General features: G+C 57.5%; 16 protein-coding genes and 1 pseudogene. 11 read left to right on the top strand and 6 right to left on the bottom strand.

What is annotated here, in order from left to right:
* Window positions 1-322 precede the first annotated feature (322 nt).
* Entirely contained in the window at window positions 323-586 is a 264-nt protein-coding gene (locus tag AC1DNI_RS04640) for a hypothetical protein (RefSeq protein ID WP_477691001.1), read from the top strand.
* A 213-nt stretch (window positions 587-799) separates the two neighbouring features.
* Here the strand turns inward: AC1DNI_RS04640 and AC1DNI_RS04635 are convergent, their stop codons facing one another.
* Window positions 800-958: a hypothetical protein gene (locus AC1DNI_RS04635; RefSeq protein ID WP_477691000.1), complete on the bottom strand. Its 159-nt coding sequence runs from the start codon at window positions 956-958 to the stop codon at window positions 800-802.
* Between the two features lie 93 nt (window positions 959-1051).
* Complete coding sequence (locus AC1DNI_RS04630) at window positions 1052-1771, bottom strand: Crp/Fnr family transcriptional regulator (protein ID WP_477690999.1); 720 nt, start codon at window positions 1769-1771, stop codon at window positions 1052-1054.
* Between the two features lie 258 nt (window positions 1772-2029).
* Here AC1DNI_RS04630 and AC1DNI_RS04625 point away from each other — a divergent pair, with 258 nt between their 5' ends.
* The 10 genes and pseudogenes from AC1DNI_RS04625 (at window position 2030) to AC1DNI_RS04580 (ending at window position 12406) form a co-directional block, all read left to right on the top strand.
* Window positions 2030-2212, top strand: coding sequence for a hypothetical protein (locus AC1DNI_RS04625; protein ID WP_477690998.1), 183 nt, complete (start codon window positions 2030-2032; stop codon window positions 2210-2212).
* Entirely contained in the window at window positions 2194-2418 is a 225-nt protein-coding gene (locus tag AC1DNI_RS04620; protein WP_477690997.1) for a hypothetical protein, read from the top strand. The genes AC1DNI_RS04625 and AC1DNI_RS04620 overlap by 19 nt, the downstream gene beginning before the upstream one ends.
* Window positions 2419-3185: 767 nt before the next feature.
* Window positions 3186-3855: pseudogene (locus AC1DNI_RS04615) on the top strand (SOS response-associated peptidase).
* A 461-nt stretch (window positions 3856-4316) separates the two neighbouring features.
* On the top strand, window positions 4317-6713 hold the full coding sequence (locus AC1DNI_RS04610) for an FdhF/YdeP family oxidoreductase (RefSeq protein WP_477690996.1): 2397 nt from the start codon (window positions 4317-4319) through the stop codon (window positions 6711-6713).
* 21 nt (window positions 6714-6734) lie between these two features.
* Window positions 6735-7331, top strand: coding sequence for a c-type cytochrome (locus tag AC1DNI_RS04605; protein WP_477690995.1), 597 nt, complete (start codon window positions 6735-6737; stop codon window positions 7329-7331).
* Window positions 7328-8317, top strand: a complete 990-nt coding sequence (coxB, locus tag AC1DNI_RS04600) for a cytochrome c oxidase subunit II (RefSeq protein ID WP_477690994.1) — start codon at window positions 7328-7330, stop codon at window positions 8315-8317. Before AC1DNI_RS04605 ends, coxB begins: the two co-directional genes overlap by 4 nt.
* Window positions 8314-10227 (top strand): cytochrome c oxidase subunit I, encoded by a 1914-nt coding sequence (gene ctaD / locus AC1DNI_RS04595; RefSeq protein ID WP_477690993.1) that lies wholly within the window; start codon window positions 8314-8316, stop codon window positions 10225-10227. The genes coxB and ctaD overlap by 4 nt, the downstream gene beginning before the upstream one ends.
* Window positions 10224-10826 (top strand): cytochrome c oxidase subunit 3, encoded by a 603-nt coding sequence (locus AC1DNI_RS04590; protein ID WP_477690992.1) that lies wholly within the window; start codon window positions 10224-10226, stop codon window positions 10824-10826. The genes ctaD and AC1DNI_RS04590 overlap by 4 nt, the downstream gene beginning before the upstream one ends.
* A 313-nt stretch (window positions 10827-11139) precedes the next feature.
* The gene (locus tag AC1DNI_RS04585) at window positions 11140-11997 is read left to right on the top strand and encodes a cytochrome c oxidase assembly protein (protein ID WP_477690991.1); all 858 of its coding nucleotides are present in this window, start codon (window positions 11140-11142) and stop codon (window positions 11995-11997) included.
* Window positions 11990-12406: a c-type cytochrome gene (locus AC1DNI_RS04580; RefSeq protein ID WP_477690990.1), complete on the top strand. Its 417-nt coding sequence runs from the start codon at window positions 11990-11992 to the stop codon at window positions 12404-12406. The genes AC1DNI_RS04585 and AC1DNI_RS04580 overlap by 8 nt, the downstream gene beginning before the upstream one ends.
* Window positions 12407-12408: 2 nt before the next feature.
* On the opposite strand, the gene AC1DNI_RS04575 is transcribed toward AC1DNI_RS04580, so the two are convergent.
* The 4 genes from AC1DNI_RS04575 to AC1DNI_RS04560 form a co-directional block, all read right to left on the bottom strand.
* Window positions 12409-13320: a c-type cytochrome gene (locus AC1DNI_RS04575; protein ID WP_174207991.1), complete on the bottom strand. Its 912-nt coding sequence runs from the start codon at window positions 13318-13320 to the stop codon at window positions 12409-12411.
* A 53-nt stretch (window positions 13321-13373) separates the two neighbouring features.
* Window positions 13374-13511: a hypothetical protein gene (locus tag AC1DNI_RS04570; protein ID WP_174207992.1), complete on the bottom strand. Its 138-nt coding sequence runs from the start codon at window positions 13509-13511 to the stop codon at window positions 13374-13376.
* A 122-nt stretch (window positions 13512-13633) separates the two neighbouring features.
* Window positions 13634-14206 carry a sigma-70 family RNA polymerase sigma factor gene (locus tag AC1DNI_RS04565; RefSeq protein WP_477690989.1) on the bottom strand — a complete coding sequence of 191 codons (573 nt, stop codon included), beginning with the start codon at window positions 14204-14206 and terminating at the stop codon, window positions 13634-13636.
* Between the two features lie 79 nt (window positions 14207-14285).
* On the bottom strand, window positions 14286-14780 hold the full coding sequence (locus AC1DNI_RS04560; protein ID WP_174207994.1) for a DUF892 family protein: 495 nt from the start codon (window positions 14778-14780) through the stop codon (window positions 14286-14288).
* Window positions 14781-14810: the final 30 nt, after the last annotated feature.

The raw sequence follows: 14810 nt of genomic DNA, 5'->3' as shown, positions 1-14810 counted from the left end.
CGTGAAGGTGCGCGCCGTGATGCTGAAGTCCGGTCTGAGCGGCGTAGGCGCCGCACTCTGGGCCCGAACAGGGGAAAGAGCAAATGAATTGTCTTCCAGCGGACATGCTTTAAGCTCAAACGCGATTGGCGGAGGTTTTTCAGCGAGCCAGGGTCGCTGGTCTGGGGTTTTAGCGCGTCCTCCGAATTAAGCCCCATTGTCCCTTGGCGGACAGAGCCTTGACGGAAATTGGCGATAGTATTTTCATTCTTTGGTCACCGGAGTTTTCAATAGGCGAGCCTGCTTTGAACGCTGTCGCCTTAAGAGCGCGGGAGGACATCATATGCGTCGTCTCAGGAAACTTTTCTATTCAAGCGAAGACTGGAATTTGATGCAGCGTGCCCACATGAAGGCGTCGAGCCGATTGAAACGCTGTCCAAGATCGCATCAGGATGCCAACCGTCTGGCTCGCCGAGTTATGACCCTGTTTGATGAGGGGCTGCGGGATGAGGATGCGATTGCGTCAGCGGCGGCATTTCAGGAGGGCTTGGTCACAGACATCCTGACCAATAGAGCGAAGGGCAGTTATCATGTCCCGTCGGTTTGATAACAAGCTCGAATGTCCAAGCTGTAAGACCATTTATCTCTTGCTTCCTGACATCAGGGATCGCAGTACGCCAATCCATTGCAGCTCCTGTGGACTGTTTCTGGCGACTTGGGGGGAACTTGAAAACGATTTTGCCCGTCAGGGTGGACAAGATGGTATATTTTATATGCGAGACGGCGAAATCATTCGCATCGAGACGCCAGCCAATCGAAATCAACCTTCGGAGGAATCGACAGGTGGCTCGGCCTGATCCTGGTGCTGATGCTCAGCTTCGGCCACATCCAATTGTTCGAGCAGCGACGCAAAATCTGCATTCGATTGAAGTGTAAACCGCGTGACCATTGCTGCTTGGAAGGTTGGCTTTTCCAGCATTTCGCGAAGGTCCGCATGCTCATGCCTCCGCGCAGTCATTCAAAAAATCCTTCCTCAATGTCTGCTAACAGACAATAAAGGAAGATGTTCCGACTATTCGGACCTTGGATCCACAAAAATGCGCTTGTAAGCTGCCTCCGGCCCGCCATAATAACCTTCGGATTGCTGGGTGAGACCATGCCTGTCGGTAATCGTCACCTTACCTCTCGAAACACGAATGTAGCCTTTGCCTTCGAGCACATGAAGAATCTCGGTCACCCAGGGACGCCGCACCCCTAGCATGACGGCCATGAATTCGTGCGTTAGATAAAGGTCATGGCCGGTGCTGCGATCGTGGACCATCAGCAACCAACGCGCCAGTTTGGTTTCAGCATTCGCTTGAGCGTTGACAAGCGAGGTCGCTGCCGCTTGTACAATGAAACACTCTACGAACCTCAGGAGATGCGCTCTTAACGTCGGCCGCTTCGCCATAGCTTCCTGAAGAAAATCGGCTGATATAGCGTAGCCAGAACCTGGAAGCTGCATATAGGTCCAGTGTGCCGCCACCTTGAGGCCGAGCAGGAGGGACGTGCCTGTCACGCCCTCAAAGCCGGTCAGACCGATTTCGATATCGCGCCCTTTGGGGCTCTTTGCTACAGTTGAGGCAATCCCAGTTTCAAGAAACACCGCCTCCTTGATGGGTTTGCCCGCCTTCTCGAGCTCCTCCCGCAATTCAAAATCGCGGAGCGTGAAATGCGGCAGAAGCGAATGGAAGTCGTCCGGCGACAGACTGTTGAGCAGCTTATTGCGCAGCGCCATTTGAACGACGGTCATACTGTTCCTTCCTGCGCGGAACAAATGGCTCGTCCATCGCTTTTGAGAGAACAATCAATAACCGATTGGCAGGCAACGACAATGCATTGTCCTCCAGCAGACAAACCGGTAGAAATAGCCGACAATGTCTTGGTTTAAGAGCCTGCGCGCAGAGACGACAGTATGGAAGCTACAGCAAGATTTCGCAGGCTTTCCAGTTGGGATAGTATACCCAATGATGCGGTGCGTATACGCGTTTTAACGAATGGCGACGGAAGGGTGGCCGAGGTAGAGTGGCCGGAAAATGATCTGACCGTGGCGGGCGATTATTTTTACCCGACTTATGTTCCTTTGGCGATTGAACGGGCAGTTGACGTGAAGGAGCATTACGGCTTCAGCGAGATCGTCGTCATTGTCGATGATCTGCAACTCTGGGACGAGGAGTGGGGCGAGCTTACGTAGCCGAGGTTTTCCGACTACCAAGTTTTCTACGACTATTCACCACGCTTCTTAAGCGCGATCGCGAGGCGGCGCTGGCGCTGACCGATCCGATATTGCGCGACCAAGCACTCGATGATGCCGTGACGACGTTGGAAGCAAATTTCGGTCGAACGCTGACAGACGATCAGGTTGATGAGGTCAACGCACTTTTGGATGCAAGGCGCTAGCGCCCCTGGCCCGTGCACTGGGTGGAATACGAAGGTTCCGAGTCACCCCAAGATCACGCCGAACCTAGTATATCGATTATACTGACCGCTACCCCCAAAAGCCGGCGGTCGGCCTTCCTCGGAGGAGAACGAAACGGCAGCCCTTCGGCGTTTCCCTCCTCCTCTTTTTGAGCGTCTGGTTAGCGGTTGGTTGGAACGGGAAAAATCACAGCGAGACCCGTTCGGACAATGGCAGATCGGCCGCATAACGCTTCATAAATAATTCTATTGAAACGGAATCCGCAATTTGGCGCCTATATTTCCGTCCATGGCTTACGAGGATTACAAGACATTCCAGTGAGTTCAGTGTTCGCGCAGCAATAGGCCCACAAGGCATACCGGTTGTGGATCATCGCGCCGATCGTGTCGTTATCGCTCTTCACTCCTTCACCGGTCGCCAGATGATCCGCTTTTGATCTGTGCTTGACTGATCTTCGTAGGGCATCACTTCGCAGTCGCTGGAATCGCAGTCGCGACAGCGAAAGGTCAGATTCCGGAACGTCTTCCCGTGGCCGTGTACGGCGGCTAGGTCTGAGGAAGTGAAGGTCGCAACCTTATCGCATTTCCGGCAGGTCACTCGCACGAACATGCCGTGACGGGCCGCCTGCCCTAGATTCTTGATTGTCCTTGTCATGAGAACGAAATGAGAACATATTCCCACTGCAAGTCAAGGACGATGCAGCCTTACCCCACTTGCACACCGCGGTTTGTCAACTATCTTGGATCAAATGTGCAATCTCTATAACGCCACGACGACGTTCGAAGCCATGCGGCAACTCTTCCTGCCCATCCACGACCTTACCAACCGCTTGACGCCGCAGATCGATATTTTCCCCGACTACCACGCGCCGATCGGCCGCACGAACGCCGACGGTAAGCGCGAGCTTGCCCTCGCCCGTTGGGGTATGCCGACGCCCCGGCAATACCTGAAATCCGAGGTCGATAGCGGGGTGACCAACATTCGCAACCCGACGTCCTCACACTGGCGCCGGTGGATTGGTCCCGAAAACCGTTGCGTCGTTCCGGCGACCAGCTTTTCGGAATATGGCGAGGTCGCCGATCCCGCTACCAAGAAAAAGCCTGTTCATTGGTTTGCGCTCAACGAGGAAAGCCGCTCTTCTGGTTCGCCGGCATCTGGACGAGCTGGTACAGCGTCCGCAAGAAGAAGGAAGGCCCGGTACAGGCCGATATCTTTGCTTTCCTGACTACGGATGCCAACAGCGTCGTTGCCCATTCACCCAAAGGCAATGCCGGTTATTCTCACCACCACTGATGAAATCGACGTCTGGATGAATGCTCCCGCCGAGGAGGCGCTTACTGCAGCGTCCGCTGCCCGACGAGCAGTTGATCCTGCTGCCCCAACCGGCTGCCGAAGCAGCGCAGCCGTCATTGCTGTAATTGCAGGACCTGGAAGCCCAAATGTTCCCCATCGGTTAGAATTTAGCTGTGTGACCACCCTGCTTGCCTTTACAAAACGGCTTTCGTCGTAGTGCGAAAACATCACGGTTGCTCGAGAATTGCGACTTCGCATAGGGAAGCTCACCGCCCTTTTCCCACACCCGGTAGAGACTTGGCTGCCCCGTCTCCCCGACTGGTGGGAACATTCTAACCTGAACATGGTTCTCAATCGACTGACGTCTGATCGTCAGCAGGGGCTCGACCGGACCAAACGGGTAGGCAGCCGCTCGAGCCCCAATTATGACGAGCGGTATGAACGAGGGCGAGTTCGATGATAGAGCATCTCCTCATACCAGCGTCATTCCTGGCGCGGGTTGGAACATGTTGCGACATTGAAGGTTATCGTGTGCCGAGGAGCCGCCAGCGGGATGGTTCACCTCGTCGTATCGCGTGAGGCATCCATGACATCAAAGAGGCGTTCTGCCAAAATCAAAGCTTATTCTGGCCCCGCCGGTGGATGGGGCTCTGCGAAATCCGTCGCCGAGATCACCCTGAAAGAGCATGTCGCTCTGCGCGGGCCTAAGCTACTGTCGACGCAAAACAAGCCGGAAGGCTATATGTGTGTGAGTTGCGCCTGGGCAAAACCTGCGAAAACCCATCCGCTTGAATTCTGCGAGAATGGCGCGAAGGCCACGGCCTGGGAAGTGACAACGCGACGTGCGGATCGAGAATTCTTCGACAAATATACACTTAAAGCACTCGAACGCTGGTCGGATCACGACCTTGAGGAACGGGGTCGGTTGACTCATCCGATGCGCTGGGACGAGGCCATGGATAAATATGTCCCGGTGGCCTGGGCCGAAGCGTTCGCAGAGATCGGTCGGGAACTGCGCGCCCTCGACCCGCATCAAGTCGATTTCTACACGTCCGGCCGAGCATCGCTCGAAACCAGTTACATGTATCAGCTATTCGCCCGTATGTACGGCAGCAATAATTTGCCCGACAGTTCGAACATGTGTCACGAGAGCTCTTCGGTGGCGTTGCCTGAAAGCATCGGCGCGTCGGTCGGCACCGCCGTTCTGTCGGACTTCCAGAATACCGACTGCATCTTCTACATCGCTCAGAATGTCGGAACGTCGTCGCCGCGCCTTCTCCACGATCTGCAGGACGCAGTCGATCGCGGCGTCAAGATCGTAACCTTCAATCTGTTGCGGGAACGCGGCCTCGAACGCTTCGTCAACCCGCAGTCGCCGGCGCAGATGGTCACCGGCAAGGAAACCTTGATCTCCTCCGAATATTATCAGGTCAAAAACGGCGGTGATATCGCGGCCCTATTCGGCGTCTGCAAGGGGCTCATCGAAGCCGACGATGCCTTGAAAGCCTCTCATCAAAGCCGTGTCGCTGGCGACGATGGGAGCCCAAAAGATCCGGAAAACGCTGCGATGGTCGCCTTTGCCGCCTCGATGGCCGCGGCCGACAAGAAGCATGTTCTCGATCACGACTTCATCAAGGAGCACACCACCAGTTTCGAGGAATTCGCCGACGCCGCACGCGGCCATCGGTGGGAGGAACTGGAGCGAATTTCGGGCCTCAGCCGGGATCAGATGACGCAAGCAGCGGCCACCTACGCGAAATCCGATGCTGTCATGATGGTCTATGGCATGGGCCTGACGCAACAGCTCATGGGCGTCCAAAACGTCCACATGGTCTGCAATCTGGCACTGTTGCGCGGCAATATCGGCAAACCGGGCGCCAACATCTGTGCCGTCCGCGGTCACTCCAACGTCCAGGGACAGCGGACCGTCGGCATCACCGAGAAGCCAGGCCTGGCGCCCCTCGACAAGCTCTCTGAACTCTATGGCTTCGAACCGCCCCGATGGACGGGCCGCTCAACGGTCGAGACGTGTGAGGCGATCATGAGCGGGCAATCGCGAGCCTTCATCAGTCTCGGCGGCAACTTCCTGAGAGCCGTCCCCGACACCACCGCTATGGAAGACGGGTGGCGCAAGATGCGCCTGAGCGTGCAGATCGCCACCAAGCTCAATCGCAGCCATGTCGTCCATGGCGAAATTGCCTATCTGCTGCCCTGTCTTGGCCGCATCGAAGTGGATGAGCAGGCAAGCGGTCCGCAGGCCGTGTCGATTGAGAGTTCCATCGCCCATTTCCATGGCTCCCAGGGCAAAACGAAACCGGCAAGCCCGGAGCTTCTATCCGAGCCGGCAATCGTCGCCGGCATCGCAAAGGCGACGCTCGGCGAAACGAAGGTGCCCTGGGATAGTTGGGTGGGGAACTACGCGGAGATCCGTGATGCGATCGAGCAAACCTATCCGGAGACGTTCAAGGATTTCAACAAGCGCTTGTTTACGCCGGGCGGATTTGTCAGGCCGCTTCCGGCGCGTGAACGTAAGTGGGTGACGAAGAGCGGCAAGGCGAATTTCCTGACGCCGGAAAAACTGTTTCCCGAATTTTCGACAGCGAAGAGCACTGACGTCCTCCATTTGGCGACGCTGCGATCCAACGACCAATTCAACACCACGATCTATGGGTACAGCGATCGCTTTCGCGGAGTGGAGGGTGCGCGGAAGATCGTCTTCATGAACCCGGAAGATATCGGCCGATTGGGCTTCGCAGATGGTGAGAGCGTCGATCTAACCACCGCAATCGATGCGCACAAAGTTCGCAAAGTCACGGCCTTGAGGATCGTCCAATACGATATTCCCAAGGGCTGCTGCGGCGCGTATTATCCGGAGACGAACCCGCTGTTTCCGCTGGCTCACCATGATCCTAAGTCAAAAACGCCATCTTATAAGCTCCTCCCGGTACGTCTCAGCCGATCGGTAGAAATTCCGCGTGAGTGAAGGGGGCCGAATGAGCGCATGATGTTCGAAGGGATAAACGATGCAAAATGGCCGCTTCTGGCAACCTTTGTTCTGCTCGTTGTAGCGGGCGCGTTTCTTGGCTGGGCTCGGCAGCCGCGGGCACTCCGCACCGATCCACCTATTGCGGCCGATCTTGACCGGTTTCGGCTGATGCCCAATGGCATCAGCGGAGCGCCGCCTGAAAGCTATTTTGCTGAAGGGAAACTCTACGAAAGCGATGCTTATAATCTTAGCCAGGGCCAGCGCCTCTATGACTGGTTTGGATGTCCGTCGTGTCACAGAGACGGACGTGGCAACGTAGGTCCTTCCTTCCTCGATGGCTGGTGGCTTTACGGCCCTGAGATGGTGTCCATTGTCGCGTCAATCCGCGACGGTCGCCCGCACGGCATGCCGGCCTTTCGTGACCGGATGACGATCGAGCAGATCTGGCAACTGGCCGGCTATGTCCAGACCATCGGCGCCTATTCGGCCAAGGTAGGGGCGACGGGTCGCAAGGACGACCGTCAGACGCGACCGGCTGAGAACCGGGCGCCAGCAAGAATCCTATTCGATGAAGGACCGGTCGGCGTCCACCCGGACCAGGGGCCCTCCCCTTGAGAACCGCGCTCGCTCTTCTGCTGTCGATCAGCGCTACCGCCGCGGGCGGCAGCGGCAACCAGTCGGCACTGAATTCCCAGGGCGCTCCCGCCATCCATGTCGAGCATCTGATCATCGGCATAACCGTCGTTTGCGCTGTCGTGTGGCTGCTGGTTATGATCGTGCTCGGCTGGGCACTCTTGCGAAAACGGTCCAGCGACAGCGGCCGGCCCCGTGACCGGCCCTTGACGACCATCGTGTCCAGTGCCGTCGCAGCAACGGTTGTCATCATCGCAGCTCTGACGATCGCGAGCTTTTACACCACCCGCAGCATCGGCCTGCCGGGAAACACCGCACTGACGATCACCGTCAGAGGGCAGCAATGGTGGTGGCAGGTTATCTACGCCGACGCCAATCCGGCGTTCAGCTTCCAGACCGCCAACGAAATCCATATCCCGGTCGGTCAGGATGTTCAGATCCAGCTCGAAAGCGCCGATGTCGTGCATTCGTTCTGGGTGCCGAGCCTTGCCGGCAAACAGGACCTCGTCCCGGGGCGCAGCAACAGTCTGCTCCTAAGGGCGGAACGCCCCGGCACCTATCGCGGTCAATGCGCCGAATTTTGCGGACTTCAGCATACCCATATGGCAATGATGGTCATCGCCGATGAGCCTGCGGACTATCAGCGGTGGATTGCGGCACAACGCGAAAACAGCGTGATGCCGACCTACGCGGACGCTGCCGCCGGAAAGGCTGCCTTCCTGTCAAAGCCGTGCGCTGCCTGCCACACGGTTCGCGGAACGTCTGCCGCGGGGACTACCGGCCCCGATCTGACCCATATCGGAAGCCGTCAGACGATCGCGGCCGGACTTCTCGAAACCACACGCGGATCGCTTGCGGCGTGGATTGCCGATCCGCAGACACTCAAGCCCGGCAACAACATGCCGATGGTTCCCCTCACCAGCGTCGAGCTGCGGGATATCTCCGCCTATATGGAGAGCCTCAAATGATCGTCAGGGATGAAGTCGAGGATCTGCGCGATACGGCACTGGACGAGGTGCAACTCGACCGCCGTCTTTCAGAGACCTGGTCGACGCGTACGGGGTTATGGGGTGCACTTTCGACCGTCGACCATAAAATCATTGGACGTCGCTACATCTATACGGCCTTCATATTTCTGGCGCTCGGCGGGATCCTGGCGCTGGCGATGCGGCTGCAACTGTCCGAGCCCGAAGCCCGGTTCATTGGCCCCGATCGTTACAACCAGATCTTCACCATGCACGGCACGAACATGATGTTCCTGTTTGCCGTGCCCGTGATGGAGGCGATGGCCGTCTACCTCGTGCCGCTGATGGTTGGCACCCGCAACATCGCGTTCCCGCGACTTAACGCGTTTTCCTACTGGATGTATCTCGCCGGCGGACTGCTGTTGTGGATCGCCTTTGCGGTTGATACCGGGCCGGACGTCGGCTGGTTTGCCTACGTGCCACTGTCGGGGCCGCAATATGCCGCGGGAAAGCGCGCCGACATCTGGGCGCAGATGATCACCTTTACAGAAGTCTCCGCGCTCGCCGTCGCCGTCGAGATCGTTGTTACCGTGCTTAAACAACGGGCGCCGGGCATGTCCCTTGACCGGATCCCGTTGTTTGTCTGGTCGATGCTGGTCACATCGTTTCTGATCATCCTGGCAATGCCGGCAATCATGATCGCAAGCACGGCCCTGATCCTCGACCGACTGGTCGGCACGCACTTCTTCAATCCGGCCGAAGGGGGCGACGTATTGCTGTGGCAGCACCTGTTCTGGTTCTTCGGCCATCCGGAGGTCTACATCATCTTCCTGCCGGCCGTCGGTATGGTCTCTACGATTGTTGCGACCTTCACCCGACGCCCTGTCTTCGGCTATCTTGCCATGGTGATGGCCTTGGTTACGACAGGGGTCTTGGCGTTCGGGCTCTGGGTGCATCATATGTTCGTCGCCGGTCTTCCCCGCTTGGGCGAAAGCTTTTTCACCGCGTCGAGCATGGCAATCGCGATTCCCGCTGGTCTGCAGATATTCTGCTGGTTGGCAACGATGTGGGCCGGCAGACCGGTGTTCAAGACGCCATTCCTGTTCGTCATCGGCTTCATGGTGATATTCGTCATCGGCGGGATGACAGGCGTGATGGTGGCGTCCGTGCCGTTCGACACGCAGGTTCACGACACCTATTTCGTGGTTGCTCACTTCCATTACGTGCTGGTGGGCGGCGCGGTCTTTCCGCTTCTCGGGGCGATCTATTACTGGTTTCCGAAAATTACCGGCCGGATGATGAGCGAGACGCTCGGTCGCTGGACATTCGGCCTGATCTTTACCGGCTTCAATCTGACTTTCTTTCCGATGCATATCCTCGGGCTGCAGGGCATGCCCCGCCGCATCTATACTTATCAGCCAGAAATGCCGTGGTCGGGACTCAACATGTTCGTCAGCCTGAGCGCCGTCATCTTAGCGGCCGGTTTCCTGCTGTTTTTTATCGACGCCATTCGCAGCGCGGCCTCAGGGCCGGCCGCGCCGGATAATCCCTGGGGCGCGTCGACACTCGAATGGGCGACATCGTCACCGCCACTGCCGTATAATTTCGCGCGACTGCCGGTGGTCGGCAGCCTTGAACCGTTGTCCAATAATTCCGAAACGCTTTCGGTTGCCGCTGGCCTGTCTGTCGACCGCCGCGAAGTGATCGTCAGCAGCATCGTCGAAGCGCTTCCGGAGGCGCGCGAGTCATCACCTGGAAATTCGATCTGGCCGCTCTGGTCGGCGCTCGCAACCGCGGTTTTGCTGATCTGGTCGATCTTCACGCCGTGGGCAGTGGTGTGGGGATCGATCCCTGTGTCGATTGCCCTGATCGGCTGGTTCTGGCCGAAAGGCACTCCGGAGGACGACGCATGAAACGATCCGTCGTGCTTGATCTGTCGAAGCTTCCCCCGCACGGGCTTGGCACCGCAAGCCTGACCTGGTGGGGAACGCTCGCCTTCATGCTGATCGAGGGCACCGGCTTCGCGCTTTCGATCGTCGTCTACCTCTACCTCATGAGCCTGGCACCGCACTGGCCGTTGGATGCCCCGCCACCTGATTTGCTGCCGGGATCAGGTCTGACGGCATTGCTCATAGTCAGCCTGGTTCCCAACTTGCTGATTGCCCGCTGGGCACGTCAGCAGAATTTGGCGAAGGTTCGCATCGGCCTGATCATTATGTCCCTGCTGGGAGTTGCGCCGCTGTTTCTGCGTGTCCTCGAATTTCCAGCAATGCATATCTCGTGGGACCAAAATGCCTATGGTTCGATCGTCTGGGTGATGCTTGGGCTTCATACGACGCATATTCTGACCGACCTGGTCGACACGCTGGTGCTGACGTGCCTGATGTTTACCAGGCATGGCGACAATCCGCGGCGCTACGGGGATGTCAGCGACAATGCGATGTACTGGAACTTCGTGGTGGCGACTTGGCTGCCAATATATATCTGCCTTTATTGGATACCACGCCTATGACCAAAACTTTAATGCGACATGGCGGACTTGCCGTCCCACCGCTGGCCTGGACCGTCGGAATGCAGCTGGGGCAGATCACCCCCTATATCGATTGCCGACAACAGGTGGCTTGGACGCCCGCCTTTTGTGCAGCACTCTTGTTCGTTTCGATTGCGGGGGTGGCTGTATCTCGTCTGTCTCCTAAGCCCATCGGCAGGACGGAGCGATTTATCGTCGATTCGGGATTTCTGATCGCATCAACATTCCTGTTTGCGCTGATACTCCAGGGAGCGGCTTCAATGCTGCTGGATCCATGTCAACGGTGATCAGCGCCATGATCTTTCTGATAATAGCGGCGCCGGCAATGGCGCATGGTGATGATGCTCATGAGGCAACCTTGGGCTGGACGTTCGATCCGTGGATCGTGTGGCCGATTATCGTGATCAGTCTCCTCTATGTCACAGGACGCATCAGGCTTTCTCGCCGGGCACACCGCTCCTTTCCGATGCACTGGCAGGACCTGTTCTTCTGCGGCGGAATCCTGACTTTGGCGGGTGCTCTCATCACTCCGCTCCACTGGCTTGGAGAGCACCTTTTTACCTTTCATATGATCGAGCATGAGATCCTCATGGCCGTCTCGGCACCGTTGATCGTGCTTGCGAGGCCGGTCGGGTTCCTTCTATGGGGATTGCCGAGGCCGGCGCGTCGCGACTTGGGCGCTGCCATGCAATCTCCTCTCATCCGGCGGTCGTGGGCCTGGTGCACGGGACCGATCAACGCGACCGTAATTCACGGCGTCGCCATATGGGGTTGGCATTACCCCTTGCTGTTCGATGCAGCCGTGACCAATACTGCTATGCATCGCCTCCAGCACCTCAGCTTTTTCGCAACAGCAATTCTCTTCTGGTGGGCAGTCGTCTGGAAAAGCAATCACGGCGCGGCGACCTGGCACCTTTTTCTGACGATGATTCATACCAGCATTCTCGGGGCCTTGATGGCACTGGCGCCGCGCGTTCTCTATATCGCTCAGACACAAACCGCGTCTGCTTGGGGGCTGACTCCTCTGGAGGATCAGCAATTGGCAGGCATGATCATGTGGGTGCCGGCCGGCACCATCTATGCAGCCGCGGCAATGACGATGCTGGCACTCTGGATTCACCGCTCAAGCGAGAAAGGAGCGCAAAATGCCTGAGGCTCTCGCTCCGGCCTTTCACCAGGCCGCCGGGGTAGCCGCCGCCGTCATCGCTGGGATGGCCGCGCTCATCATAACCAATATGGTGCGTGATCACGAGACAAAGGCGGCCGCCGCTGTCGCGCTGACCGGTGGCGACCCAGCGCGCGCCCCTGCACTTTTTCGTCGCTATGGCTGTACAGGTTGCCACAGGATACCGGGAATACCCGGTGCCGACGGCCAGACCGGCGCCCCGTTAGCGGGGTTATCTAAGCAAATCTATGTCGCTGGCGTGCTCCAAAACCGCCCCGACAACCTCGTTGCATGGATCGTTTCGCCGCAGAGCTTTTCGCCGCAGACGGCGATGCCAAACACTGGCATTTCAGAGCAGGAAGCCAGGGACCTCGCTGCCTATCTCTACAGCCATTGAGATCAGGGATGTGCAGTCGGTATTGGCGCAAGTGCTTTGATATAATGTGCGATCGCCTGGCGGTCGCTCTCAGCCAACATGGCAGTGTTGGTTACGACATCGGCCATTGATGACCCGACACGGCCATGGTCAGGCGTAGTGCCAGTTTTTAGCATCGTTGCAATGTCTTGCTCGTTCCACTCAGCAAGGCCCAGCTGCGTGATGTTCGGCACGAATCCCGTACCCTGGGGATCGACACCCCCGGCGAACCGGGTGTCGGATTTGATGGCGCCCAACACATTCCGGCTCGAGTGGCATTCGGCGCAGTGAGAGATGCTCTCAACAAGATAAGCGCCCCGATCGTAGACCGGGTCGCCGCTCAGTGGTGCAACTGACTGGCCCTCGCGAAAAAACAGGAGCTTCCAAAACCCGACGAATCGGCGGATGCGAAACAGGATCGACGGGTCATGCGGCGGCACGCGTCCTGAGACTTTAGGGAGGGTCATGAGATAGGCATAGAGATCCTTGATGTCGGCGATCGTCATGCCAGTGAAGCTCGTGTAGGGAAAAGCGGGATAATAGTGCTCATGCTGCGGCGACACCCCCCCGACGAGCGCGTTCGCCATATCAACCACCGTCCATCTACCGATGCCGTCCACCGTATCCGGAGAAATATTGGGCGGCCGAAAGGTCCCGAATGGCGAGGCAAGCGCCACGCCGCCGCCGAGTTTCAGCCGATCGGATTGCCCCGGTGTTGCGTGGCAGGAAGCGCAATCGCCGGCCGCGAAAATTAGCTGCCCGCGCGCGACGTCTCCGCTGCCCTTGAACTGCCAATCGCCTTCTGAGAACGGCGGCCGGGCTGCAGTTACATACCACGCGGTAGTGATCGCGGCGCCCGCGCAGAAAATGATTACGAGAGCAATTTTCCCTGGCATGGGGAGTATGCCATTTTCAGCCCGAGGTCGCGAAGTTCCTGATTGTGACAAGATCAGGCGTCTTTGGTCGTGAAAACATCAGAAACCCTTTTAGCCTCCGGGTCGCTGTTGCTTTCGCCGTTGGCATCAAAGTCCTTGGATGGCGATTGATCCGGGCCCTTAACGCCGTGCTTTGATGAATTTAAAACCATGCTCACTTCCTCCTTTGATCAAAGCTAACTGAGGCCAGAAATGATAGTTCCGCCATCGCGCGTCGGCAACGCCTCGGAGTTGCGCCCCCGTCTTTTCCGAGCCCATTTTCTTTCCGGGCATGCTAGGCAAAGGCATTGATGGCTGCTGCAGTCGAAGAACGATAATCGGTTTCGAGGACTGATAGCCGGCTCTCCTCGCCGAGTAATGCCAAAAGAGTCAGTTTACCCCGACTGATCCGGCTTTTGATGGTCCCGATTTCACAGGCGCATATATCCGCCACTTCTTGATAACTGTGACCGAGGACGCAGCATAGAACGATGGCTATGCGCTGTTCTGTTGGAAGGCTATGGAGGGCCGTTTGCACGTCGCGGGCTCGGAGTTTCCACTCCTGCGGCGCAGCTTGTGCGCCTTGATACTCGGCAATATCTGTCGTAAATCCCGTCGTCTCCCGGGCGCGTATTCTATAATCGGTAATGAAGACGTTGCGCATGATGGTGAAAAGCCATGCGTTCATGCTGGTTCCGGGCTGGTATCGATCGAGCGCATGCCAGGCGCGCACCAATGTCTCCTGAACCAGATCGTCGGCGGCCGGCTGTGATTTGTGAAAAGTACGGGAAAATCGGCGCAACGCCGGAATAGCAGCGAGCATTTCCTTTTTGGAGGTCGGAAAGTTTTCCGGCGCAGCGTGGTCCATGTCCTTCTCCCAATCGGTGCGATGGATTTCGCTCCGCTGCGATCTGACTGTTAGGTGCAGTCAAGATCGCAATTTCTAACTATGCTGCTCTGGCGGCAGCGTTGAGGCTGCTTTCGGCAAGGGCCGTCAGGGCCTGATCGGTGGCTTCTTCTTCTTCGAGCGTTGCCACCAGGAGCGCTTGGGCATCGGCCAGCCCCAGCTCTTCCGCCCATCTCGCCAAAGTCCCGTAGCGGGCAATTTCGTAGTGTTCAACGGCCTGGGCGGCCGAAGCCAAGCCTGCATCAAGGGCTGGTTGACCCTTGAATTCTTCCATTATCTCTTCGCCTTCGGCGATAATGCCTTCAATGGCCTCGCAGGTTTTACCCTGCGGGCGTTTGCCAAGAGCTTCAAATACCCCCTGCAACCGTTCCACTTGGCCTTCGGTTTCTTCGCGATGTTTTTCGAACGCAGCTCTGAGCTCGGGAGAAGATGCGGCCTTCGCCATTTTTGGCAAAGCCTTCAGAATTTTTCGTTCAGCGTAGTAGATGTCTTTCAGCGTTTCATGAAACAGCGTTTCCAGGGTCTTGTCAGCCACGGCGAAATCTCCTCTTTGTTAATTACCGCA

Source organism: Phyllobacterium sp. 01N428, from assembly GCF_056399405.1.
The sequence above is the reverse complement of the archived record's forward strand: the minus strand, read 5'-3'. Positions and strand labels throughout refer to the sequence as shown.

What these genes read in the sequence shown, in the direction of transcription:
- AC1DNI_RS04590 (WP_477690992.1), top strand. Translation starts at nt 10,224, where the DNA reads ATGAAACGATCCGTCGTGCTTGATCTGTCGAAGCTTCCCCCGCACGGG.
- AC1DNI_RS04575 (WP_174207991.1), bottom strand. Translation starts at nt 13,320, where the DNA reads ATGCCAGGGAAAATTGCTCTCGTAATCATTTTCTGCGCGGGCGCCGCG.
- AC1DNI_RS04580 (WP_477690990.1), top strand. Translation starts at nt 11,990, where the DNA reads ATGCCTGAGGCTCTCGCTCCGGCCTTTCACCAGGCCGCCGGGGTAGCC.
- AC1DNI_RS04605 (WP_477690995.1), top strand. Translation starts at nt 6,735, where the DNA reads ATGTTCGAAGGGATAAACGATGCAAAATGGCCGCTTCTGGCAACCTTT.
- AC1DNI_RS04635 (WP_477691000.1), bottom strand. Translation starts at nt 958, where the DNA reads ATGCTGGAAAAGCCAACCTTCCAAGCAGCAATGGTCACGCGGTTTACA.
- AC1DNI_RS04630 (WP_477690999.1), bottom strand. Translation starts at nt 1,771, where the DNA reads ATGACCGTCGTTCAAATGGCGCTGCGCAATAAGCTGCTCAACAGTCTG.
- AC1DNI_RS04565 (WP_477690989.1), bottom strand. Translation starts at nt 14,206, where the DNA reads ATGGACCACGCTGCGCCGGAAAACTTTCCGACCTCCAAAAAGGAAATG.
- AC1DNI_RS04640 (WP_477691001.1), top strand. Translation starts at nt 323, where the DNA reads ATGCGTCGTCTCAGGAAACTTTTCTATTCAAGCGAAGACTGGAATTTG.
- ctaD (WP_477690993.1), top strand. Translation starts at nt 8,314, where the DNA reads ATGATCGTCAGGGATGAAGTCGAGGATCTGCGCGATACGGCACTGGAC.
- AC1DNI_RS04610 (WP_477690996.1), top strand. Translation starts at nt 4,317, where the DNA reads ATGACATCAAAGAGGCGTTCTGCCAAAATCAAAGCTTATTCTGGCCCC.
- AC1DNI_RS04585 (WP_477690991.1), top strand. Translation starts at nt 11,140, where the DNA reads ATGATCTTTCTGATAATAGCGGCGCCGGCAATGGCGCATGGTGATGAT.
- AC1DNI_RS04570 (WP_174207992.1), bottom strand. Translation starts at nt 13,511, where the DNA reads ATGGTTTTAAATTCATCAAAGCACGGCGTTAAGGGCCCGGATCAATCG.